Origin of the sequence: Uruburuella suis (genome assembly GCF_022870845.1) — a bacterium.
Classification (GTDB): domain Bacteria; phylum Pseudomonadota; class Gammaproteobacteria; order Burkholderiales; family Neisseriaceae; genus Neisseria; species Neisseria suis.
Window position 1 is genome coordinate 126656 of the sequence record NZ_CP091507.1, and the last position, 23207, is coordinate 149862.

The 23207-nt window shown below is 56.7% G+C and carries 14 protein-coding genes and 1 tRNA gene; 13 read left to right on the plus strand and 2 right to left on the minus strand.

Going from position 1 to position 23207, the window contains the following annotated elements; translation table 11 throughout:
• Positions 1–25: 25 nt before the first annotated feature.
• From LVJ78_RS00635 to LVJ78_RS00675, 9 genes are all read left to right on the plus strand, one after another.
• Positions 26–490, plus strand: a complete 465-nt coding sequence (locus tag LVJ78_RS00635) for a tRNA (cytidine(34)-2'-O)-methyltransferase (RefSeq protein WP_132953738.1) — start codon at positions 26–28, stop codon at positions 488–490.
• Positions 491–576: 86 nt separating this feature from the next.
• Positions 577–1353 carry a septal ring lytic transglycosylase RlpA family protein gene (locus LVJ78_RS00640; protein ID WP_243650340.1) on the plus strand — a complete coding sequence of 259 codons (777 nt, stop codon included), beginning with the start codon at positions 577–579 and terminating at the stop codon, positions 1351–1353.
• Between the two features lie 109 nt (positions 1354–1462).
• A complete protein-coding gene (gene ruvA, locus LVJ78_RS00645; RefSeq protein WP_132953740.1) occupies positions 1463–2044 on the plus strand; it encodes a Holliday junction branch migration protein RuvA in 582 nt (193 codons plus the stop codon).
• A 524-nt stretch (positions 2045–2568) separates the two neighbouring features.
• Positions 2569–4416 carry an ABC transporter ATP-binding protein gene (locus LVJ78_RS00650; RefSeq protein WP_132953741.1) on the plus strand — a complete coding sequence of 616 codons (1848 nt, stop codon included), beginning with the start codon at positions 2569–2571 and terminating at the stop codon, positions 4414–4416.
• 174 nt (positions 4417–4590) lie between these two features.
• Positions 4591–5100, plus strand: a complete 510-nt coding sequence (locus LVJ78_RS00655; protein WP_132953742.1) for a winged helix-turn-helix domain-containing protein — start codon at positions 4591–4593, stop codon at positions 5098–5100.
• Positions 5101–5252: 152 nt separating this feature from the next.
• A complete protein-coding gene (locus LVJ78_RS00660; protein WP_132953743.1) occupies positions 5253–5696 on the plus strand; it encodes a hypothetical protein in 444 nt (147 codons plus the stop codon).
• Positions 5697–5790: 94 nt separating this feature from the next.
• Positions 5791–6570, plus strand: coding sequence for a class I SAM-dependent methyltransferase (locus LVJ78_RS00665; RefSeq protein WP_132953744.1), 780 nt, complete (start codon positions 5791–5793; stop codon positions 6568–6570).
• Between the two features lie 207 nt (positions 6571–6777).
• Positions 6778–8826, plus strand: a complete 2049-nt coding sequence (locus LVJ78_RS00670; RefSeq protein ID WP_132953745.1) for a M3 family metallopeptidase — start codon at positions 6778–6780, stop codon at positions 8824–8826.
• A gap of 130 nt (positions 8827–8956) precedes the next feature.
• Positions 8957–9032: transfer RNA gene (locus tag LVJ78_RS00675), tRNA-Lys, on the plus strand.
• Positions 9033–9188: 156 nt separating this feature from the next.
• Here LVJ78_RS00675 and sstT read toward each other — a convergent pair.
• Positions 9189–10418 carry a serine/threonine transporter SstT gene (gene sstT, locus LVJ78_RS00680; RefSeq protein WP_132953746.1) on the minus strand — a complete coding sequence of 410 codons (1230 nt, stop codon included), beginning with the start codon at positions 10416–10418 and terminating at the stop codon, positions 9189–9191.
• A gap of 381 nt (positions 10419–10799) precedes the next feature.
• Here sstT and LVJ78_RS00685 point away from each other — a divergent pair, with 381 nt between their 5' ends.
• The 4 genes from LVJ78_RS00685 to LVJ78_RS00700 all read left to right on the plus strand — a co-directional run bounded on the left by LVJ78_RS00685 (position 10800) and on the right by LVJ78_RS00700 (position 19624).
• Positions 10800–12656 (plus strand): autotransporter assembly complex protein TamA, encoded by a 1857-nt coding sequence (locus tag LVJ78_RS00685; protein WP_132953747.1) that lies wholly within the window; start codon positions 10800–10802, stop codon positions 12654–12656.
• Positions 12657–12658: 2 nt separating this feature from the next.
• Positions 12659–16534, plus strand: a complete 3876-nt coding sequence (locus LVJ78_RS00690) for a translocation/assembly module TamB domain-containing protein (protein WP_424580113.1) — start codon at positions 12659–12661, stop codon at positions 16532–16534.
• A gap of 72 nt (positions 16535–16606) precedes the next feature.
• Positions 16607–17878, plus strand: coding sequence for a lipid IV(A) 3-deoxy-D-manno-octulosonic acid transferase (gene waaA, locus LVJ78_RS00695; RefSeq protein ID WP_132953749.1), 1272 nt, complete (start codon positions 16607–16609; stop codon positions 17876–17878).
• Positions 17879–18205: 327 nt separating this feature from the next.
• Positions 18206–19624: an alanine/glycine:cation symporter family protein gene (locus tag LVJ78_RS00700; RefSeq protein ID WP_132953750.1), complete on the plus strand. Its 1419-nt coding sequence runs from the start codon at positions 18206–18208 to the stop codon at positions 19622–19624.
• 56 nt (positions 19625–19680) lie between these two features.
• On the opposite strand, the gene dnaE is transcribed toward LVJ78_RS00700, so the two are convergent.
• The gene (dnaE, locus tag LVJ78_RS00705; RefSeq protein ID WP_132953751.1) at positions 19681–23109 is read right to left on the minus strand and encodes a DNA polymerase III subunit alpha; all 3429 of its coding nucleotides are present in this window, start codon (positions 23107–23109) and stop codon (positions 19681–19683) included.
• Positions 23110–23207: the final 98 nt, after the last annotated feature.

Genomic DNA, 23207 nt, shown 5'->3' on the forward strand with positions numbered 1-23207 from the left:
GCCCTAGATTAAGTGACTGATTTATATGTTTACTGTTGTTTTGTACCAGCCCGAAATTCCTCCGAACACGGGCAATATCATCCGCCTCTGCGCCAACACCGGCGCCGATTTGCATTTGGTCAAGCCGCTGGGTTTTCCGCTCGATTCGAGCAAAATGAAGCGCGCCGGCCTTGATTATCACGAATTTGCGGCGGTGCAGGTGCATGAAAATTTCAGCGATTGCCTGGCTGCTTTGGCCGGCCGGCGCATTTTTGCGCTCACCACCAAAGGCAGCGCGCGCCCCGACAAGGCGGCGTTTGTGCCGGGCGATGTGTTTTTATTCGGCCCCGAAACCCGAGGTCTGCCGGCTGAGATTCTCGATGGTTTGCCATCGGCGCAAAAGCTGCGCCTGCCGATGCAGCCGGGCAGCAGAAGCATGAATCTTTCCAACACTGTGGCCGTGATGCTTTTCGAAGCCTGGCGGCAGCAGGATTTTTCAGGCGGCATATAAAGCCGCTTGTAATTTAATATGAATTTCGTCTTGAATACATGAAAAATCAAGGCGCTGCGTGTTTGACTCAAGAATTGGAACCTGTTTTGACTAAAGCCAAAAATATTTTTTTCGTCGGCGCATTTACCGCCATCGCCATCGGCAGCGCGCTTATCAGCCCCGCTGCCGCTGAATCTGCCCCCTCAGCCCGGCCTGCCGTGCGCACCGTGAGCAGCAATGCACTGCCCGATGCGGTGGTGAAAGCCGAAAAGCTGCACCGTTCGGCCAATATGAGCTATCAGGTGGCGGGCAAGCGCTATTATCCGATGAGAAAAGTGGCTGAGTTCTCCCAAACAGGCAAGGCTTCATGGTATGGCAACAAATTCCACGGCCGCAAAACCTCCAGCGGCGAGCGCTACGACATGAATATGATGACCGCCGCCCACAAAACCCTGCCCATTCCCAGCTATGCCAAAGTAACCAACCTGGCCAACGGCAAAAGCGTGGTGGTGCGCATCAACGACCGCGGCCCCTTCCACAGCAGCCGCGTGATGGATTTATCCAAAGCCGCAGCGGGCAAGCTGGGCTTTATCAATCAGGGCACCGCCAATGTGCGCGTTGAGCAAGTATTGCCGGGCAGCGGTGAAACCCTCGCCGCCAATGCAGGCAGTGGCCGCAATATTTATGTGAACCTGAAAAGCTTCGGCAGCGAAGCCGAAGCCAAAAGCTATCTGAGCCAAACCAGCCGCCACCTGAACAGCGCCCAGAGCGCGCAAAAAGTGGTGATGGTGAAGCAAAACAACCAATATGTGGTGCGCATGGGGCCATTTGCCCAGCAAGACCATGCCGACAGCGCCAAGCGCCAGGTGCAAACCGCCATTTAAGCGCCGCCGCTTCTTTTCAGACGGCCTGTGTGATGCAGGCCGTCTGAAATTTTTTGCATGCGCCTATGCTATACTTTCGGCTTGAAAACACACAAAGCAGGCGTGAAAAATGATCGGCAGATTAAATGGCAAACTGGTGGAAAAGCAGCCGCCGCAAATCGTGATTGATGTGGGCGGCGTGGGCTACGAAGTGGATGTGTCGATGCAGACTTTCTACACCCTGCCGCCTTTGGGCGAGCCTGTGCAGCTTTTCACCCAATTGGTGGTGCGCGAAGATGCGCATTTATTGTTCGGCTTCGGCTCGGCGCAAGAGCGCGCCACGTTTCGCCAGCTGGTGAAAGTGAGCGGCATCGGTGCCAAAACGGCGCTGGGCATTTTGAGCGCCATGAGCGCCGGCGAGCTGGCACAGGCGGTGGCGCAAGAAGATGTGGGCCGCCTCTCTTCTGCGCCTGGCATCGGCAAGAAAACCGCCGAGCGCATGGTGCTGGAATTGCGCGGCAAGCTCACCCCCGCTGCAGATGGCGGCCTGCTGGTGCCTGCGCCGGCGGCCGATGAAACCGACGATATCGTCAGCACGCTTTTGGCCTTGGGCTACAACGAGCGCGAAGCCAGAGCGGCGGTGAAAAATCTGCCTGTGGGCACCGAAGTGGGCGAGGGCGTGCGGTTGGCGTTGAAAAATCTGCTGAAATAAAGCCGTATCTGCGCTGCAAACGATGGCCGATAAATTTCATCATTGCTCTGAAGCTGCCATTGAACCCAACCCGCGCTTGGCGGCCTTCATCCCCGTATCCAATGCGTAGATCGGATTCTCGAATCCGACATTTAGTTGAGAGAGAGGGGATTTGGTTACAGGCCGTCTGATACCAATCCAAAAAATAACCTCACTTCGTTGTCTCGCCTTGCCATACTATCTCTATAGTCGCAGGCTTCCGCCTTGTTGGCTTACTTTTTTGAATGGGTATGAAAAGTTGTTTAGGTTCAAACATTTTTTCTTGTTTGAATAGAAAACAATCACTGTTTAAAGTCGTCTGAAGCAAGCCGATAGGTTTGCCGGGCAGCCCCCAAAATTAATTTGTTTGGTTATATATTACCGCCTGTATTATGTTTTCAGACGGCCTGATGATAAATGAAGGCCGTCTGAACGCATACGCACCAACCGACCATAAAAACAATCTTTGAAGCACCGGCTGCTTCACAAACGAAAGCTTTATCAATATGTTCAGCAAGATTTTCAACTGGTTTGAAACCCGCATCGATCCTTATCCCGACGACGTGCCGCAAACGCCCGAAGGCAAAAATGTGGTGTCGTTTATCTGGTCCAACCTCAACGGCCTGCACGGCTGGCTTTTGGGCTTGACGATTTTATCGGCCGGCTTGGGCATTTTATCGGCGGTGCTGTTTCAATATATGGGGCAGCTTGTGGATTGGCTGGGCAAATACACGCCCGCCCAATTGTGGGCGGAAAAAGGCGGCATGCTCACGCTGATGGCGGTGGTGATGCTGCTGAGCATTGTGTGGGCGTTTGTGGCTTCCAACGTGCGCCTGCAAACCCTGCAAGGCGTGTTTCCCATGCGGCTGCGCTGGAATTTCCACCGCTTGATGCTCGGCCAGAGCCTGGGCTTTTATCAAGACGAATTTGCCGGGCGCGTGTCGGCCAAAGTGATGCAAACCGCGCTGGCCGTGCGCGACACGGTGATGACGTGCACCGATATGCTGGTGTATGTGGCGGTGTATTTGATCACTTCGGGCGTGATTCTGGTGGCGCTCGACGGCTGGCTGCTGCTGCCGTTTGTGCTGTGGTTGGTGTTGTTTGTGGGCATGATGCGCGCGATGATTCCGCGCTTGGCCAAAACCGCGCAGCGCCAAGCCGATGCCCGCAGCCTGATGACCGGCCGCATCACCGATGCTTATTCCAACATCACCACCGTGAAGCTTTTTTCCCACGGCTCGCGCGAAGCCGCTTATGCCAAAGCCTCGATGCGCGAATTTATGCAAACCGTGCATGCGCAGATGCGCCTGGCCACGGGGCTCGATTCGGCCAGCTATGTGCTCAACGTGTCGCTCACCGTGGGCACCGCCGCGCTGGGCTTGTGGCTGTGGAGCCAAGGCCAGGTGGGCGTGGGCGCAGTGGCCACCGCCACCGCCATGGCTTTGCGGCTCAACAGCATGTCGCAATGGATTATGTGGGAATCGGCGCGCCTGTTTGAAAACATCGGCACCGTGCAAGACGGCATGAACACGCTCTCCAAGCCGCACACCATTGTGGATTTGCCCGATGCCCGCCCGCTGGTGGTGCGCCACGGCGAAATCCATTTTGATCACGTCGATTTCTCTTACGAAGCGGGCAAGCCCCTGCTCAACGGCTTCAACCTCACCATCCGCCCCGGCGAAAAAGTGGGCTTGATCGGCCGCTCGGGCGCGGGCAAATCCACCATTGTGAACCTGCTGCTGCGCTTTTATGAAACCAACAGCGGCAGCATCAGCATTGACGGCCAAAATATCCGCAACGTTACCCAAGAGAGCCTGCGCAAGCAAATCGGCTTGGTCACGCAAGACACTTCGCTGCTGCACCGCTCCGTGCGCGACAATATTCTCTATGGCCGCCCTGATGCCGGCGATGAAGATATGTATCGCGCCGCCGAGCAGGCCGAAGCGGCTGAGTTTATTCCCAATCTTTCCGATGCCAAAGGCCGGCGCGGCTACGATGCGCACGTGGGCGAGCGCGGTGTGAAGCTTTCCGGCGGCCAGCGCCAGCGCATCGCCATTGCCCGCGTGATGCTGAAAGACGCGCCGATTCTGCTGCTTGATGAAGCCACCAGCGCGCTCGATTCCGAAGTGGAAGCCGCTATTCAGGAAAGCCTTGATGCGCTGATGGAAAACAAAACCGTGATCGCCATCGCCCACCGCCTCTCCACCATCGCCGCTATGGACAGGCTGATTGTGCTCGACAAAGGGCGCATTGTGGAGCAGGGCAGCCACGAAGAGCTGCTGGCCAAACACGGCCTTTACGCCAAATTGTGGGCGCACCAAAGCGGCGGCTTCTTAAACAGCCATTCCGAATAAAGCGCTTTATGCAGGCAAACCACGCAGGCCGTCTGAATATTAAGTTTTCAGACGGCCTGTGTTGTGCGGTGCAAGGCATGAGGGCGGTTATGCCGCCTTCCACATCAGAAAGGCTTGTTGCAAAAAGCTCTGGCCGTCTGATACCAATAAAAATAAATAAGCTATAACCGTCCCATGCCTAAACTGGCCCCAAAAAACCACCCACTCACCGAGCATGATTTTATCAAACTCGCCAAAACCGAACCCCACCCCCGGGCTCGGACACGCTTGTTTATACTGCACCAACTGCAACAAGGCCAAGCACCCGAAGAAATCGCCCCACAGTTCGGATTGAATCCCCTTACCATGCACATATTGCGGCGCAAATATTGGGAATTCGGCATTGAACAGGCCATTTACGACAAACAGCGCCCAGGCCGCAGCAGCAAACTAAAGCCGGAAGACCATCAAGCCTTCAAACAACGTATCATCGAAGCGCAAGAAAAGCGCGAAGGCGGCAGGCTCACGGCCGAAGACATCCATACCATCGCCGCTCAAGAATTGAATGCCCACTACAAACACAGCAGCAGCCTGTATCCTTTATTGCACCGTATCGGCATGAGCTGGATAACCGCCCGCAGCCGCCATCCACAGGCAGACCCGGAAGCGCAAGACGCTTTTAAAAAAACTTTGTTGACGAAGTAAAAGCCGTATTGCCCGAACACATCAAGCCCGAACAAGTCGACATTTGGTTTCAAGACGAAAGCCGCATCGGACAACAAGACAGTCTCACCCGCGTATGGCACGAAAAGGGAAAAAGGCCTCGCCTTATTCGCCAATCATGATGCCAAAGTGTGGTGTGGCGGATTGTGGCGGGAAAGAAAATTCTGCCGCTGGCGGCGCATGAGGAAGCGATTGGCTGCGGTGAGCTGTTTTGCTTCGAGCAGCGCAGCAGCTGGCAGATTGTGCAGCAGGCTGGGCGCGGGCAGATTTATGCGGCCGAATTGCTGTTGCTGGATCAGGCGGATATCGATGCGTGCATGTTATTTAGGCCGTCTGAAACAAAAAAACACGCTACGAAGGCAAGCGCAGCCGTTTGTGTTTCACCGGCAGCCATCGCAGGAGGGCGGGAAATCTGGCAGCGGTTGGCATCTGCCGATGAACTTATGCATGCCGATATTCAGGCGCTGCTGGCTTGGCAGCCAAACTCCGATAGGCGATATTACCGCTGCTTGCGGCTATCAATCCGGCGGCCATTTTGCAGCGGCATTCAAGCAGCAGTTCGGTTTTTTGCCTTCTGATGTGCGCATGTGACCCAATCGGGCTAAAGGCCGTCTGAAACTATTTTATACTGCTTTATACTGCGGCCATTAATGAATAGCGGTGGAGAAACCGATGAGCCAAACAAACACGCCCAGCCAGCACTGGCAGGCGCAAACTTATGCCGACAATGCCCGTTTTGTTGCCGATTATGGCGTATCGCTGCTCGATTGGCTGCAAGCTGACAAAGGAGAGCGAATATTGGATTTGGGCTGTGGCGACGGCGTGCTCACGCAAAAAATCGCCGCCTCCGGCGCCCAAGTGCTCGGCTTGGACGGCAGCGCCGATTTGGTGGCTGCGGCGCAGCGTTTGGGCATCCATGCCGTGCAGGGCGATGGGCAGCAACTGGCGTTTGAGCATGAATTTGATGCCGTGTTTTCCAATGCCGCGCTGCATTGGATGACCGATGCACAAGCGGTGGTGCAAGGGGTGGCTAAAGCGTTGAAGCCGGGCGGGCGCTTTGTGGCGGAAATGGGCGGCAGCGGCAATATTGCCGCGATTCAGACGGCCTTGCAGCAAGCATTGAGCGCTCACGGTTTGCAGGCGCAGCCATGCTGGTATTTTCCCGATGCCGACACTTATGCAGCCTTGTTGATGGAAAACGGGTTTGCCGTACAGAAAATCATGCTGTTTGCCCGGCCCACACCTCTGCCCTGCGGTGTGGCGGGCTGGTTGGCCACTTTTGCCGAGCCGATGCTGCCGGCCGGATTGACGCCGGCTTTGCAGACGCAAGTGTTGAATGAAGCCGCTATTGCAGCCGAACAATATCTGCCGCGTGATGAGCAGGGTGCGGTGTCGGCCGATTATGTACGCCTGCGTTTTGCTGCTGTGAAAGCAACGCTCGGCGCGATGTAAGCAGCTTTTACCGATAAACTTTGCGGCGTTTTCTACTTTTGTGATGAATTAATTCGATGGTTGTCATAGAAAGGCCGTCTGAAACAAAATGTTTCAGACGGCCTCATCTTTATATTTCCCCGTTTGCCCCTATAATCAACCGCATCATTCTTTTCAGACGGCCTGCCGCACCAAAGGCCGTCTGAAACACACCCACAAGGAAACTTTATGAGCAATGTATTGTTGAATCTGGCCGATGAGCCGCGTTACGATGAAATCACCACCGCCGACATCAAGCCCGCCATGCAGGCGGCGATTGCCGAGGCGCGCGATGCGATTGCCGGGGTGAAGGCGCAGGCCGACATCACTTGGGGCAACACGGTGGAGCAGCTCACCGACATCACCGAGCGCGTGGGGCGCATTTGGGGCGTGGTGGCGCATTTGAATTCGGTGGCCGACACGCCGCCCTTGCGCGCGGTGTATAACGAATTGATGCCCGAGGTCACGGTGTTTTTCACCGAAATCGGCCAAGATATGGCGCTTTACGAGCGCTTTAAGGCGATTAAAAACAGCGCAGCGTTCGATAAGCTCGATGCGGCGCAACAAACCAAGCTGCAACACGATTTGCGCGATTTTGTGTTGAGCGGTGCGGAATTGCCACCCGAAGCGCAGGCCGAATTTGCGGCGCTGCAAACCGAGGGCGCGCAATTGGCGGCGCAGTTTTCACAAAATGTGCTCGATGCCACCGATGCGTTTGCGCTTTATTTTGATGATGCGGACGAATTGGCCGGCCTTACCGAAGAAGCCTTAGCGATGTTTGCCGCTGCCGCCGCGGCCGAGGGCAAAAGCGGCTATAAAATCGGCCTGCAAATGCCGCACTATATCGCCGTGATGCAATATGCCGATAAGCGCGAATTGCGCGAAAAGCTTTATCACGCTTATGTGACCCGCGCCAGTGAATTGAGCGATGAGGGCAAATTCGACAACACCGCCAACATCAACCGCCGCCTGGAAGTGGCTTTGCGCGAGGCGCAATTGCTGGGCTACCGCAATTTTGCCGAATTGTCGCTGGCCACCAAAATGGCCGATTCGCCCGAGCAAGTGCTGGCTTTTCTGCACGATTTGGCCCGCCGCGCCAAGCCTTTTGCCGAAAAAGATTTGGCTGAATTGCAGGCTTTTGCCCGCGACTCTTTGGGCTTGGCTGATTTGCAGGCTTGGGATGTGGCCTATGCCGGCGAAAAGCTGCGTCAGGCCAAATATGCCTTCAGCGAAACCGAAGTGAAAAAATATTTTCCGGTGAATAAAGTGCTCGGCGGCCTGTTTGCGCAGATTCATCGCCTTTATGGTGTGAACCTGATGGAAAAACGCGTGCCGGTGTGGCACCCTGATGTGCGCTATTTCGAGCTGGAAAAAGGCGGCAGCATCATCGGCGGCGTGTATTTGGATCTCTATGCGCGCGAGGGCAAGCGCGGCGGCGCCTGGATGAACGATTACCGCGGCCGCCGCCGCTTTACCGAGGGTGATAAAATCGGCCAAATGCAAACGCCGGTGGCTTATTTGGTGTGCAATTTCACCCCGCCCGTGGGCGGCAAAGAAGCGCGCCTTTCCCACGATGAAATCATCACCCTCTTTCACGAAACCGGCCACGGCCTGCACCATTTGCTCACGCAGGTGGACGAATTGGGCGTGAGCGGCATCAACGGCGTGGAATGGGATGCGGTGGAATTGCCCAGCCAGTTTATGGAAAACTTTGTGTGGGAATACGATGTGTTGGCCGAAATGTCGGCACACGAAGAAAACGGCGCCCCGCTGCCGCGCGCATTGTTCGACAAAATGGTGGCGGCGAAAAATTTCCAGCGCGGCATGTTTATGGTGCGGCAAATGGAATTTGCGCTTTTCGATATGCAGATCTACAGCCAGAGCGAAGAAGGCCGTCTGAATGAATGGCCGCAAGTGCTCGAAGCCGTGCGCCGCGAAGTGTCGGTGGTGCAGCCGCCGGCGTATAACCGCTTTGCGCTGAGCTTCGGCCATATCTTTGCCGGTGGCTATTCGGCGGGCTATTACAGCTATTCATGGGCAGAAGTGCTCAGCGCCGATGCTTATGCCGCTTTTGAAGAAAGCGATGATGTGAAAGCCACCGGCAAACGCTTCTGGCAAGAGGTGTTGGCCGTGGGCGGCTCGCGCAGCGCGATGGAATCGTTTAAGGCTTTCAGAGGCCGCGAGCCGAAAATCGATGCCTTGCTGCGCCACAGCGGCTTTGATGCGGATGCGGCTTGATGATTCTTGTGTTTAACCTTTAAAGCGAGAGGCCGTCTGAAACCTTTCAGACGGCCTCTCGCTTTATTTTTATCAAATCATCAAAAAAAGGTTGACAGTAAAAAAGCAGTTCTATATTATGCACGTCTTCGGGTCGTTAGCTCAGCTGGTAGAGCAGCGGACTTTTAATCCGTTGGTCGAAGGTTCGAATCCTTCACGACCCACCAAACCTACCGAGCGGCCAATCTTTTTGAGATTGGCCACTCGGTTTTTATCGGCTGCAAACCGCCGGATTTTTTGAAAAGAATTATCTGCTGAAGCCGCACAAACAAAAGGCCGTCTGAAAGAAATCTTTCAGACGGCCTTTTGTTATTTCAAACCGCTTACAAGCTGCCGTTGCTGCGTTGGCGGCCGATATCCGCTGCGGCGGTGAAGAGCACATCGGTTGAGGAATTGAGCGCAGTTTCGCAAGAATCTTGCACCACGCCGATGATAAAGCCCACGGCCACCACCTGCATGGCCACATCGTTGGAAATGCCGAACAGGCTGCACGCCAAGGGAATCAGCAGCAGCGAGCCGCCGGCCACGCCGGATGCGCCGCAGGCGCTGACGGTGGCCACGAGGCTGAGCAAAATGGCGGTCCAGAAATCCACCGTGATGCCCTCGGTGTGGGCGGCTGCCAGCGCCAGCACGGTGATGGTGATGGCTGCGCCGGCCATATTGATGGTGGCGCCCAGCGGAATTGAGATGGAATAAGTGTCTTCATGCAGGTTGAGCTTTTTGGCCAGCGCCATATTCACCGGAATATTGGCGGCGGAGCTGCGGGTGAAAAAGGCGGTGACGCCGCTTTCACGCAGGCAGGTAAACACCAGCGGATAAGGATTGCTGCGGATTTTCCACCACACGATGATGGGGTTGACCACCAGCGCGATAAACAACATGCAGCCCACCAGTACGGTAATCAGCTTGGCATAGCTCACCAGCGCGCCGAAGCCGGTTTCGGCAATGGTGGAAGCCACTAGGCCGAAAATGCCCAAAGGTGCAAAGCGGATTACCCATTTCACCACGGTCGACACGGCATCGGCCATATCGGCAATCAGGGTGCGGGTGCCTTCCGAGGCATGGCGCAAAGCCGCGCCCAGCACCAGCGCCCAAGCCAGAATGCCGATGTAGTTGGCATTGGCAATGGCGTTTACCGGGTTGGCCACCAGATTCATCAGCAGCGTTTTCAACACTTCCACAATGCCCGAGGGCGGGGTAACGTCGATGCCACCGGTGGGCACGAGAATAATGTTGGTGGGAAACATAAAGCTGGCAATCACGGCCGAGAGCGCGGCCAGAAAAGTGCCGATGATATAAAGCACGATAATCGGCTTCACATAAGCTTCGTTGCCTTTTTGATGCTGCGCAATCGCACTCATCACCAGCACAAACACCAACACCGGCGCCACGGCTTTAAGCGCACCCACAAACAGGTTGCCCAAGAGCCCCACGGCCATACCCGCTTGCGGCGAGAGCCACGCCAGCGCGATGCCGAGCACCAAGCCGATGACGATTTGTTTGACCAGGCTCACACGGTTCATCATATGGAGAATCGGATTTCCGCTTGCCATGATGATTCCTTTAAATAATGTTAAGAAAGGCTAATATTCTAAAATAAAATACCTGCTTTGGGGTGTTGTTTTTGAAAATAGAACAAACAGCCATAAAAATAAATATTATTAAACGAATATGTTATTATTTGGCATGTTTTTTGGAATAAACAGCAACTTTTATTTTTTCGTGCACCGGCGCAGGTTTTGAATGTCTTATGCAGTGGCCGGATATTTTGTTGAAAAAATTGGCCGCCGCGCCCGCAGCAGCTTCACCTAGCCGCCAATTTGCGCTGATGCGTTCAGACGGCCTGAGGGCTTCTGCAACGCGCTGAAAATGATGTTAGAATCGCCGTTTATGCCTGTTGCCGAGCCGACGCCGTATTGCCTTTTTTTATTCATATGAACAAACACACCGCCACCCTGATGATGACCACGCTGGCGCTTGCCTGTGCACAAGCGTTTGCCGATGAGCCTGCCTTCGAGCAGCCGAAGGCGGCCGATTATGTGCCCTCGGGCAGCCGTGCTGCCGCTGAAGATAAGGCCGCGCAAACGCAGGAAGAAGGCGGCAACCTGCCGCTGAAATATCCGGTGGAAATCCGTACCGACAACAGCGAAGTCAAGGCCATGCTGCAAGAATACCTGCCGCTGATCACCCAGCAGCAGCAAGAAGTGCTTGATCGCGAGCAGGTGGGTTTTTTGGCCGAAGATGCGCCTGATAACGTGCAAACTATGTTGCGCACCAAAGGCTATTTCAATGGCCGCGTTACCGTGTCGCCCGCGGGTGAAGGCTATGTGGTGGCGGTGGCGCCCGGCCCGCAAACCAAAATTGAAAATGTGGGCGTGGCGATTTTGGGCGATATTCTGCAAGACGAAGATTTGTCGGCCTATTATAAAAATGCTTTGAATAATTGGTCTTTGCCTGTGGGCGATGCGTTTAACCAAAGCGATTGGAGCAGCAGCAAAACCGCCGTGCTCTCGGCAGTTACCCGCAAAAAATACCCGCTCGCCACGCTTTCCCACAGCCAGGCCACCATCAATCCGACGCAAAACACGGCCGACTTGAGCGTGACGGTGGAAAGCCGCCAGCCGGTGTATTTCGGCGATATCGACATCAGCGGCACACAGCGTTATCCGGTGAGTGTGGCGCGCGGGCTGGCGCGATTTTCTCCCGGTTCTCCTTATGATTTGGATAAGCTGCTCGATTACCAGCAGGCGCTGGAGCAGGACGGCCATTATTCCGGTGCATCGGTGCAGGCCGATTTTGAAAATATGCAGGGTGACCGTGTGCCGGTAAAAGTGGCGGTGTCGGAAATGAAACGGCAAAAGCTGGAAGTGGGCTTGCGCTATGATTCGGAATACGGCCCGGGTGGGCGCGTGGGCTATGATTATTATAATCTCTTCAACCGCGGCTACATCGGCTCGGTGGTGGTGGATGGTGATAAATATGAAACCACGGTGGCCGCCGGTATCAGCCAGCCGCGCGACAATCACGGCCATTATTGGACCTCCAATGTGTCCTACACCCGCTCCACCACCCAAAATCTGGAAAAAAATGCCTTGAGCAGCGGTGTGTGGCATGTGCGCGACCGGGACGGCATCGAATCGCGCCTCGGCCTCGAATACATCACCGAAAGCCGCCGCGTGCCCGACACCGATTATGATCTCGGCCGCAGCCACGCCACCATGCTCACCGCTTCGTGGAAGCGCCAAAATATCGAAACGCTGCTGCGCCCCGAAAACGGCTATTATCTCGACGGCAAAATCGGCAGCACCTTGGGCACTTTGCTTTCATCCACCCAAGTGGCGCGGGCAACCGGCCGCGCCGGCTATTATTTCACCCCGGAAAACAAAAAAATCGGCACCTTTATCGTGCGCGGCCAATTGGGCTATGTGTATGCCAAAGAAGATAAAGATGTGCCCTCTACCCTGCAATTTCGCACCGGCGGCGCCACATCGGTGCGCGGCTACGAGCTCGACAGTATCGGCCTTGAGGGGCCCAATAATTCGGTGCTGCCCGAGCGTGCGTTGGCCGTGGCCAGCTTGGAATACCAATATCCGGTTACCAAAAGCTTCTCTGCCGCCGTGTTCCACGATATGGGCGATGCGGCCGACAATTTCAAAGAAATGACGCTCAAACACGGCACCGGCGTGGGCGTGCGCTGGTTCAGCCCGGTGGCGCCTTTCTCGTTTGACGTGGCTTACGGCCATCAAGATAAAAAACTGCGCTGGCACATCAGCCTGGGAACCCGATTTTAATGATGCAAACAACCGATATTGCCCCGATGCCGTCTGAAAACGCTGTAGAGCATGCCGGCAAGCCGCCTGAAAAAAAGCCCGCCAAACGCCGCTGGCTCAAAGGCATCGTATGGGCGCTGGTGCTGGCAGTGCTGCTGCTGTGCGGTTTCGTGGCTTGGCTCGCATCCACCGAATCGGGCTTGCGCTTCGGCCTCTATCGCCTGCCCGCTTGGTTTGGCGTAAACATCACCTCGAAAACGCTGCAAGGCACCTTACTCAAAGGCTTTCACGGCGATGAATGGCGCATCGAAACCGAAGGTGCCGATGTGGACATCAGCAGCTTTGTGCTGCGCTGGCAACCGCAAGAATTGTGGCAGAAAAAGCTGCATATCCAGCGCATTGCCGCCGGCGACGTCCACATCACCAGCAAGCCCGTGCCGCCGCAAGAGCCCACGCCTTCAAGCGGGCTGCCCAAGAGCGTGAGCCTGCCTTTGGCTGTGGCTGTCGACAGCGTGGAGGTGGGGCGCATCACCAGCGGCAAAGAGCAAACCCTGCTGCTGCGCCGCATTCAGCTGGCTTATCAATATAACCATCAACAGCACTTATTGAATGTGCAAGACCTGCAAACGCCTTGGAGCGTGTCGGCCGGCCGCATCACGCTCGGCCTGCAAACGCCGTTTGCGCTCAACGGTGCTTTCGACAGCACCGGTGTGCTCGACGACATCAGCGTGGAAAACCATGTGCGTTTGAGCGGCAGCTTGCAAGATGTGGGCGCGCGCACCCATCTTTCCGGCAAAGGCATCAGCCTCAATGCAGAAACCATGCTGCACCCGTTTGCTGAAAAACTGAATGAAAAAATCGACCATATCCAAATCAAGGGCGACGGCATCAACCCGCAAGCCTTTATCGCCGGCCTGCCCGAAGCCAAGCTGGATTTTGACGCCACCGTGGTGCCGGCATTCGCAGAAGGCTTGGCGCTGGAAGGCTCGATCGATTTGCTCAACAGCGCCGCGGCGCCCGCCGATGCAGGCGGCATGCCGGTGCGCACCTTGCTGGGCGAATTCACGGTAAACGACGATGGCTTGATAACCATTTCAGACCTCACCGCGCAATTGCTGAAAAAAGGGCAGCTCAAGCTCTCCGGCAGCATCAACACCGATAAGCAGGCGCTCGATTTGGCGCTGCTGCTGCAAGATATTGTGGCCGCCGATGCGCTCAAACAAAACCTCAGCGGCAGCCTCAACGGCGAAATCACCGTGAAAGGCGGCTTTGATGCCCCCGAAACCGCGTGGCAATTCGACACCGGCACAGCGAAAAGCAGCGGCCTGGTGCAGCTGCAAAACGACACCGCGCTCGGCCAGCAAACCGTGTTGCTGAAAAAAGCGCAAATTCTGCCCAACGGCGGCGGCGAAATGAATGCCGAAGGCCGCTTGGAGTTGTTTAAAAACCAGGCGCTGCAGCTGGCCATCAACAGTAAAGATTTCAACCCGGGCAAGCTTAATCCCGCCTTTCCCGACGGCCGTGTCAACGGCGACATCAATGTGGCGGGCGAGCTGGCCAACAATATTTTCAGCGGCAAAATGCAGTTCGGCCCCAGCGTGCTCTCAGGCGTGCCGCTGCGCGGCAGCGCCGATGTAGTGTATGAGCAGGCACATCTTTCCCGAGCCGTGGCCGATATCTTGCTCGGCCGCAACAGCATCAAAACCAACGGCAGCTTCGGCAAGGCGGGCGACCGCCTCAATCTCGACATCAACGCACCCGACCTCGAGCGCTTCGGCTTCGGCTTGAGCGGCCTGATTGTGGCCAAAGGCTATGTGGCCGGCGAGCCGAGCAAAATCGAAGCCAATTTGAGCGGGCAGGCGCGCAATGTGCGCATACAAAAAGCCGTGGCCATCAACCAGCTCGATTTCAAGCTGCAAGGCTCGCCCGATTACAGCCGGCCGCTCGATATCGAGCTGAAGGGCAACCGCATCGTAATACCCGGCAGCAGCGAGCCGACGGTGGTGGATGCGGTGAATCTGTTTGCCAAAGGCACCGGGCGCAGCCATCGGATTAACGGCGGCGGCAGCATGGCGCTGGGCGGCAAGCCTTACAAGCTGGAAATCGATGCCAACGGCGGCCTCAACGAGCAAAACCAATGGAAGGGTGTGCTCAGCGTGCTCGACATCAGCGGCGCATTCAACCTCAAGCTGCAAAACCGCATGAATCTCGAAGCCGGTGCCGAGCGCGTGGTGATGAGTGCTGCGCGCTGGTCGGCCATGGGCGGCAGCCTGAATTTGGAGCAATTTATTTGGGATGCGAAAAACGGCATCACCACCAAAGGCTCGGCGCAAAATCTGGCGGTGTCGGAGCTGCACAATTTCTACACGCTGCCGGTGCAGCATAATTTGGTGCTCAGCGGCGATTGGGATTTATCCTACAGCCAAAACGCACGCGGCTATTTCAATATCCGCCGCCAAAGCGGTGACATTGAGCTGCCCTACCGCAAGCAGATGCTGGGCTTGGGCGCGCTCTCGCTCAACACCCGCTTTCAAAACGGCCGCATCGATAGCACGCTCGAGGGCGTGACCGGTTATGGCACGGTGGGCGGCAACCTCGTGATCAGCCAGCAATTCGGCAACGACATTATGCTCGCGCCCATCAGCGGCCGATTGCGCATCAGCGCGCCCAATCTGGATGCTTTTCGCAATTTCCTGCCCATCGGACAAAGCCTGCGCGGCAGCCTGCTGGGCGAAGCGGCGATTGGCGGGCGCGTGGGCGAACCTTCGTTTGACGGCACGCTCAACGGCGACAATCTGTTTTACCGCAACCGCGAAATCGGCCTTGTGCTCGACAACGGCAGCTTGCGCTCGCGCCTGCAAGGGCAGCGTTGGCTGATCGAGAGCCTGCGCTTCCAACGCGGCGGCACGGTGCAGCTCAGCGGCGCGGTGGGCTTGCGCAACATCGAGCCCGATGTGAATGTGCGCATGGTGCTCGATAAATATCAGGCGCTCGACCAGCCCAACCGCCGCTTGGTGCTCAGCGGCGAAGCGCAGCTGCTCTACACCGAAGCCAACGGTGTGACATTGGGCGGCACCATCAAAGCCGATTCCGGCCATTTCGGCTTTCAAAAAGGCGGCATGCCCACGCTGGGCGATGATGTGGTGGTATTGGGCGAAGCGCCCAAAGCGCCGGTGGCCACCACGCCTGTGAATATGAATTTAATGCTGGATCTCAACAATAATGTGCGCTTCAGCGGCTCGGGGCTGGATGTGACGTTGGGCGGCCGGCTCAATTTGGTGGCCAAGCCCGGCCAGGAAGTGCAAGGCGTGGGTACGGTTACGGTGGTGAAAGGCCAATACAAGGCCTACGGCCAAAATCTGGAAATCAGCAAAGGCAATATTTCGTTTGTGGGGCCGCTCTCCGATCCCAATCTGAATATCCGCGCCGAGCGGCGGCTCTCGCCGGTGGGGGCGGGTGTGGAAGTGCTCGGCAGCCTCAATAATCCGCGCGTGACTTTGGTGGCCAACGAGCCGATGAGCGAGAAAGACAAGCTTTCGTGGCTGATTCTCAACCGCGCCAGCAGCGGCAGCGACAGCGATGAAGCCGCGCTGGGTGCGGCAGCAGGGGCGTGGCTGGCCGGCAACATCAACGATAAAATCGGCCTGGTGGATGATTTCGGCTTCACCAGCCAGCGCACGCGCAATGCCCAAACGGGCGAGCTTAATCCGGCCGAGCAGGTGCTCACCGTGGGCAAACAGCTCACCAATGAATTGTATTTGGGCTATGAATACGGCATCGAGAGCGCCAGCCAGTCGGTGAAATTGATGTATCAGCTCACCCGCGCCGTGCAGGCCATTGCCCGCGTCGGCTCCGAATCGTGGGGCGGCGAGGTGAAATATTCCATTCGTTTTGATTAATAATCAAAAAGGCCGTCTGAAACCTTTCAGACGGCCTGTGCAGTTATTTTGTTTGATTGGCAGATTATATTGATGAACATACGCTGGCTTTACACTCAATTATGGCATGTTGCGCCGCCGCTGATCCGCCGCTATTTGCGCCGCAGAGGGCAAAAATCAAGCGCTTATCTTGAGCATTGGGGCGAGCGTTTCGGCGCGCCGATGGCAGAGCCTGTGCAGCAGCCTGTTTGGATACATGCCGTGTCGGTGGGGGAAACCCGCGCCGCCGTGCCGCTGGCGGCCGCGTTGAAACAATATTTTTCCGATGCGCCGCTGCTGCTCACCCAAATGACCCCCACCGGCCGCGCCGCGGCCGAGCAGCTTTTTCCCGATGCGCAATGCCGCTATCTGCCTTACGACAAGCCCGCCTATATCCGCCAGTTTCTCGATGAACACCGCCCGCGCCTGGGCATTTTGATGGAAACCGAAATCTGGCCCAATTTGATGCACGGCTGCCGCGAGGCCGGCGTGCCGCTTTTTTTGGCCAACGCGCGGCTGTCGGAAAAATCGCAGCAAGGCTATCTGAAAATCCGCCCGCTGGTGGCACCGGCGCTGGCCGGCCTGCGCGGCTGCTATGCCCAAACCGCCGCCGATGCCGAGCGGCTGCACTTTATCGGTGCTTCCAACGTGCATGTGTGCGGCAACAGCAAATACGACATCACGCCGTCTGAAACCATGCACGCGTGTGCGGCGGCCTTCAAGCAGCGCATCGGCAACAGGGCGGTGGTGGTGTGCGCCAGCACCCGCGAACACAAAGGCGTGGATGAAGCCGCGCTGTTGCTGGAAGCCTGGCAGGCCTATCGCGGCGATGCTTTGCTGGTGATTGTGCCGCGCCACCCCGAGCGCTTTCAGACGGCCTTCTCTTTGGCGCAACAACACGGCTTCAAAGTGCAAAAACGCAGCGACAACCAGCCCGTGGCCGCCGACACGCAAGTGTGGATAGGCGACAGCATGGGCGAATTGTTCGGCTATTATCTGGCCGCCGATATTGCCTTTGTCGGCGGCAGCTTGGTGGACACCGGCTGCCAAAACATCATCGAGCCGATTGCCTGCGGTGTGCCCACGCTGTTTGGCCCTTCTATCTATAATTTCGCCGCCGCCTGCCGCGGCGCGCTTGAAGCCGGTGCGGCGCGGCAGGTGTTCAGCGCCGAAGAGTGGCAGCATGCAGCCGCAGAATGGCTCGCCCATCCGGCCGATTGCGCGCAATATGCGCAAAAAGCACAGGCATTTATCAGCCAACATCAAGGCGCCAGCGCGCGCATGGCGGATAAAATCGTTGAAGCGGTGGCAGCGGATAGGCGCTGATGCGCACAACATGCTGCTTGATTTGAAATGCGATAGTGAAATGCATAAAAAAGGGCTACGGCGTTGCTGCGGTGTATTGTCTGCGCCTTGCTGCCTTGTATCACTTTCATTCTGCAATCAACCGTAAAAAGGCCGTCTGAAACGTTTCAGACGGCCTTTTTACGGTTGATTGTCAACAATATGTTAATAATAAATTGATTTTGTTATTGATAATGCAGCGTTTTATTTTTGTAAATAAATTACAATCTTTGTGTTGAATCTATTAAAATGCAGGCATCCGGTTGGCCCGCAGCATGGCATGCGGCCGCCGCAATTTGGAGACACACGATGATCGAACAATTTCACCAATGGATTAACGACCTCAACGGCCCCTTGTGGAACGGCTTGGTTTATCTGCTTTTGGGCACCGGCCTTTTCTTCACTCTTGCCACCGGCGCGGTGCAGGTGCGCCTGTTTGGACGCAGCATCAAAGAAATGCTCGGCGGCCGCAAAGCCGGTGACGACCCGCACGGCATCACGCCGTTTCAGGCGTTTGCCACGGGGCTGGCCAGCCGCGTGGGCGTGGGCAATATCGCCGGCGTGGCGATTGCCGTGTCGCTCGGCGGCCCGGGCGCGGTGTTTTGGATGTGGGTAACGGCGCTGATCGGCATGAGCTCGGCTTTTGCCGAATCATCGCTGGCGCAGCTTTTCAAAGTGCGCGACCACAAAAACGGCCATTTCCGCGGCGGCCCCGCCTATTACATCACCCAAGGCCTCAAGCAGCATTGGCTGGGCGTGGTGTTTGCAATCAGCCTGATTCTGACTTTCGGCTTTGTGTTTAACGCGGTGCAGGCCAATTCGATTGTGGCGGCCACCGAGTCGGCATGGGGCTGGAACAAACACCTGGTCGGCGTGGCCTTGGTGATTTTAACTGCGCCGATTATTTTCGGCGGCATCCGCCGGGTGTCGAAAGTGGCTGAAGCGATTGTGCCGCTGATGGCGCTGCTCTATCTTTTGATGGCGCTTTATGTGATTGCCACCAATTTATCGGCGGTGCCCTCGGTGATTGCGCTGATTTTTGATAAAGCATTTGATTTCCAAGCGGCGGCCGGCGGCTTTATCGGCGCGGCGATGGCGCAGGCGATGATGCTGGGCATCAAGCGCGGCCTGTTTTCGAATGAAGCCGGTATGGGCTCGGCGCCGAATGCGGCGGCCGCGGCTGATGTGAAGCATCCGGTGAGCCAAGGCATGATTCAGATGCTGGGCGTGTTTGTCGACACCATCATTGTGTGTTCGTGCACGGCCTTTATCCTGCTGCTCTCCGATGTGCACACCACCACCGAGCTCACCGGCGTGCAGCTCACCCAAGCGGCGATTGTGAGCCACGTGGGCGCATGGGGCGCAGATTTTTTGGCGGTATTGTTGTTTTTGTTTGCTTTCTCATCAGTGATTGGCAACTATGCTTATGCCGAATCGAATGTGCAGTTTATCAAAAGCCATTGGACGATTCTGGCGGTGTTCCGCATGTGCGTGCTGGGCATGGTGTATTTCGGCGCGGTAAACAGCGTGCCGCTGGTGTGGGATATGGCCGATTTGTCGATGGGCATGATGGCTTTGATTAATCTGGTGGCCATCTTGGCTTTATCGCCCTTGGTGTTTATGCTGCTCAAAGATTATCAGGCCAAGCTGAAGCTGGGCAAAGAGCCGCAGTTCAAGCTCTCTGAGCACCCGGGCTTGAAGCGGCGCATCAAGTCGGATATTTGGTAATTTGCTGCGATGATTGAAAAAGGCCGTCTGAAAAGATTTTCAGACGGCCTTTTGCTTTACCAGCCCACTTGAATCGAGCGCGCGCCCAAAAGGGCTTCGAGGCGGTGAAACAAATCGGCGCTGGGGCTGATGCTCCAGCGGGCGCCGGGGCGCAAATCGCCGCCGGCCGCTGCGTTGCGATAGCTCAATTGCAGCGGGATGCGGCTGCCTTCTTGGCGGCTGCTTTCAATCAGCTCGGCCAATGCGCGGATGTCGTGATGCGGTGCCAAGCTGAGGCGCACGCTGCGGGCGAAGCGTTCGCGCGCGGTGGAGAGATCGAGCACGCTGTTGGCCATGATGCGCAGCGCATCGCCGCCGCTGTAATCGTCGCGGCTGATTTTGCATTCCATAATCAGCACGCGGTCGGCTTTCAGACGGCCTGCCGCTTCTTCGAGCACTTGCCCGCTCACCATCACTTCGGCTTGGCCGTTTTGGTCTTCCACGGTGGCAAAGGCGATTTTGCCGCGCCGTCCCATCATGGTGCGCACGGCGGTAACGAAGCCGGCCACGCGCACATGCTCCTGCGGCTTGAGCTTGTTGAGGCGCAGCGGGGCAAATTGGCGCACTTCGGCGGCAAACGGGCCAAAAGGGTGGCCGGAAAAGTAAAAGCCGAGCACTTGTTTTTCTTCGGCGAGCTTTTCCGATTCGCTCCATTCGGGCGCATCGGCAAGCTGCACCGGCTCGATGGCGTCTTCCATCATGTCAAACAAGCCGCCTTGGTTGGCATTGGCCGCTTTTTGTTCGGCGTTGCTCATGGCCAAATCGATGTTGGCCAGAAGCATGGCGCGATTGGGGTGGATGCTGTCAAACGCGCCGCCGCGTATCAGCGATTCCACGGTGCGTTTGTTGATGTGCGCTTTGCCTACGCGTTCGCAAAAGTCGAGCAAATCTTGAAACGGCCCGCTTTGCCGTGCGGCCACAATCGCTTCCACCGCCGCTTCGCCCGTGCCTTTCACCGCGCCGAGGGCATAGCGGATTTGGCGTTGGTTGTTGGGGGTGAAGCGGTAATCGGATTGGTTGATGTCGGGCGGCAGAAATTCGAGGCCGTTGGCGCGCGCGTCGTCGTAAAAAAGCTTGAGTTGGTCGGTGTTGTCCAATTCGCTCGACATGGTGGCGGCCATAAATTCGGCCGGATAATGCGCTTTGAGCCAGGCGGTTTGGTAGGCCACCAGCGAATAGGCGGCGGCGTGTGATTTGTTGAAGCCGTAGCCGGCGAATTTTTCCATATAGTCGAAAATTTCGTCGGCTTTTTGCTGGGCAATGCCTTTTTCAGCCGCACCGGCCACAAAAGTGGCGCGCTGCTTCACCATTTCTTCCACTTTTTTCTTGCCCATGGCGCGGCGCAGCAAATCCGCGCCGCCCAATGTGTAGCCGCCGATCACCTGCGCCGCCTGCATCACCTGCTCCTGATACACCATAATGCCGTAAGTGGGCGCGAGCACATCGCTCAAAAGCGGGTGCAGGTATTCAAAGCGCGCGCCGTGCATGCGGTCGATAAAATCGGGTATCAAATCCATCGGCCCCGGGCGGTAGAGCGACACAAAGGCAATAATCTCTTCAAACTGCGTGGGCTTGGCCTTTTGCAGCATTTTTTTCATGCCGGTGGATTCAAACTGAAACACCGCAGTGGTGTTGGCGGTGGAAAAAATTTTGTAGGCGGCCGCATCATCAAGCGGAATCTGGCTCACGTCCACTTTTTCGCCGGTGGTTTGGGCGATAAAGTTTTGCGCCATTTCGATAATGGTGAGGTTGCGCAAGCCCAAAAAGTCGAATTTCACCAAGCCCACGTCTTCCACATCGCCTTTGTCATACATCGACACCGGCGAGGCCGATTCATCGGCCTGATACACGGGGCTGAAATCGGAAATCTTGCCCGGCGCAATCAGCACGCCGCCCGCGTGCATGCCCAAGCCGCGGGTGAGGTCTTCGAGCTTTTTGGCCAAATCGATTAATTGGCCGGCATCTTCGTTGTTAATCAGCGTTTGGATTTCGGGCTCCATTTCCATTGCTTTTTCAAGGCTCACCGGGCGGTTGGCCTCGAGCGGAATCAGCTTGGATAATTTGTCGCACAAACCAAACGGCAGCTCGAGCACGCGCCCCACATCGCGAATCACGGCTTTGGACGACAAGGTGCCGAAAGTCACAATCTGGCTCACCGCATCGGCGCCGTATTTCTCGCGCACATATTCAATTACGCGGCCGCGGTTGCTCTGGCAGAAATCGATATCGAAGTCGGGCATGGACACGCGCTCGGGATTCAAAAAGCGTTCAAACAGCAGCGCATATTCGAGCGGGTCGAGATCGGTAATGTTGAGCGCATAAGCCACAAGCGAGCCTGCGCCCGAGCCGCGCCCCGGCCCCACCGGGCAGCCGTTGTTTTTCGCCCAGTTGATGAAATCTTGCACGATGAGGAAATAGCCCGGAAAGCCCATTTGAATGATGATTTTCAGCTCGAAATCCAGCCGCGCCTGATATTCGGGCATCTGCGCCGCGCGCTCGGCTTCATCGGGGTAAAGTTGCACCATGCGCTCTTGCAGGCCTTGATTGGAAAGCAGGCTCAGATAATCATCGAGCGACATGCCGTCGGGCGTGGGAAATTGCGGCAGAAAGTTTTTGCCCAGCGTGATGTGGATATTGCAGCGCTTGGCGATTTCCACCGAATTTTGCAGCGCTTCGGGCAAATCGGCAAAGCGCTCGGCCATCACCTCGGGCGACACGAAAAACTGGCTCGGCGCAAATTCGTGCGGGCGCTTTTTATCCGCCAACACCCAGCCGCCGGCAATGCACACCCGCGCCTCATGCGCTTCGAAATCATCGGGGTTGGAAAACTGCGTCGGATGCGTGGCCACCACCGGCAAATCGAGCGCGGCGGCAATTTGCAGGCTGCCGGCCACCGAAGTTTCCCATTGCGGCCGCTCGGGCAGCCGCTGCAATTCCAAGTAAAACGCATCGGGAAACCAAGCCGCGTATTTTTGCGCGGCGGCTTGGGCGGCTTCTTCGTGGCCGTTGAGCAGATTGGCGCCCACTTCGCCATAATGCGCGCCCGAGAGGCAAATCAGGCCGCTGTTGTCGCCCTCGGCCAGCCAGCTTTGGCGCAGCTCGGCATGGTCGATATTGCGGTCTTTGCCCACATAAGCGGCGGTGAGCAATTCGCTTAAGCGCAGATAGCCCGCATCGTTTCTCACCATCAGCATCGCGCGAAAAGGCTTTTCGGGCGCTTCGGGGTTTTCAATCCACACATCGGCCGAGGCAATCGGCTTGATGCCGGCGCTGCGGCAGGCTTTGTAGAATTTCACCAAGCCGAAAGTGTTCATCAAATCGCTCACGCCCAGCGCCGGCAGGCCGTAAGCGGCAGCCTGCTTCACCGCTTGCTTGATGCGCACGGTGCCGTCGGTGATGGAAAATTCGGTGTGCAGGCGCAGGGGAATGTAAACAGGATCGGTCATGGCGGGGCTGTGTGAAAAAGCAAAACGCTATTGTAACAGGTTTCGTTTGCAGGGCAGGCCGTCTGAAGTTTTTTCAGACGGCCTTTAAGCAACAGACA

Bases quoted from the DNA above. Each gene is read 5' to 3' on its own strand.
- LVJ78_RS00690 (WP_424580113.1), top strand. From the start codon at position 12,659: ATGCAAACAACCGATATTGCCCCGATGCCGTCTGAAAACGCTGTAGAG.
- LVJ78_RS00700 (WP_132953750.1), top strand. From the start codon at position 18,206: ATGATCGAACAATTTCACCAATGGATTAACGACCTCAACGGCCCCTTG.
- LVJ78_RS00670 (WP_132953745.1), top strand. From the start codon at position 6,778: ATGAGCAATGTATTGTTGAATCTGGCCGATGAGCCGCGTTACGATGAA.
- LVJ78_RS00635 (WP_132953738.1), top strand. From the start codon at position 26: ATGTTTACTGTTGTTTTGTACCAGCCCGAAATTCCTCCGAACACGGGC.
- LVJ78_RS00685 (WP_132953747.1), top strand. From the start codon at position 10,800: ATGAACAAACACACCGCCACCCTGATGATGACCACGCTGGCGCTTGCC.
- sstT (WP_132953746.1), bottom strand. From the start codon at position 10,418: ATGGCAAGCGGAAATCCGATTCTCCATATGATGAACCGTGTGAGCCTG.
- LVJ78_RS00650 (WP_132953741.1), top strand. From the start codon at position 2,569: ATGTTCAGCAAGATTTTCAACTGGTTTGAAACCCGCATCGATCCTTAT.
- dnaE (WP_132953751.1), bottom strand. From the start codon at position 23,109: ATGACCGATCCTGTTTACATTCCCCTGCGCCTGCACACCGAATTTTCC.
- waaA (WP_132953749.1), top strand. From the start codon at position 16,607: ATGAACATACGCTGGCTTTACACTCAATTATGGCATGTTGCGCCGCCG.
- LVJ78_RS00665 (WP_132953744.1), top strand. From the start codon at position 5,791: ATGAGCCAAACAAACACGCCCAGCCAGCACTGGCAGGCGCAAACTTAT.
- LVJ78_RS00655 (WP_132953742.1), top strand. From the start codon at position 4,591: ATGCCTAAACTGGCCCCAAAAAACCACCCACTCACCGAGCATGATTTT.
- ruvA (WP_132953740.1), top strand. From the start codon at position 1,463: ATGATCGGCAGATTAAATGGCAAACTGGTGGAAAAGCAGCCGCCGCAA.